Source organism: Chromohalobacter sp. HP20-39 (assembly GCF_033052815.1).
GTDB lineage: Bacteria > Pseudomonadota > Gammaproteobacteria > Pseudomonadales > Halomonadaceae > Chromohalobacter.
This window is the reverse complement of sequence record NZ_JAWHTP010000884.1, coordinates 1-256: the sequence shown is the minus strand read 5'-3', so window position 1 is coordinate 256 and position 256 is coordinate 1. Positions and strand designations below refer to the sequence as shown.

The window sequence follows — 256 nt, the reverse complement described above, 5'->3', positions numbered from 1 at the left end:
CACCCATCTCGGTGTCGGCAAGCAGCAACTCGTGGAGATCGCCAAGGCGCTCTCCAAGGAGGTCAAGCTGCTGATCCTCGATGAGCCGACCGCGAGCCTCAGCGAGACGGACAGCGAAGCCCTGCTGCAGCTTCTGCTGCGCTTCAAGGCGCAGGGCATCGCCTCGATCCTGATCTCCCACAAGCTCAACGAGATCGCGAAGGTGGCCGACCGGATCACCGTCCTGCGCGACGGCACCACCGTCGAGACCCTCGAC

Annotated in this window: 1 protein-coding gene; it reads left to right on the top strand. The window is 64.5% G+C overall.

Annotated elements, in window-relative coordinates; all coding sequences use genetic code 11:
* On the top strand, window positions 1–256 hold a 256-nt coding region (locus tag RVY79_RS20505), incomplete at both ends, for an ATP-binding cassette domain-containing protein (protein WP_317466431.1).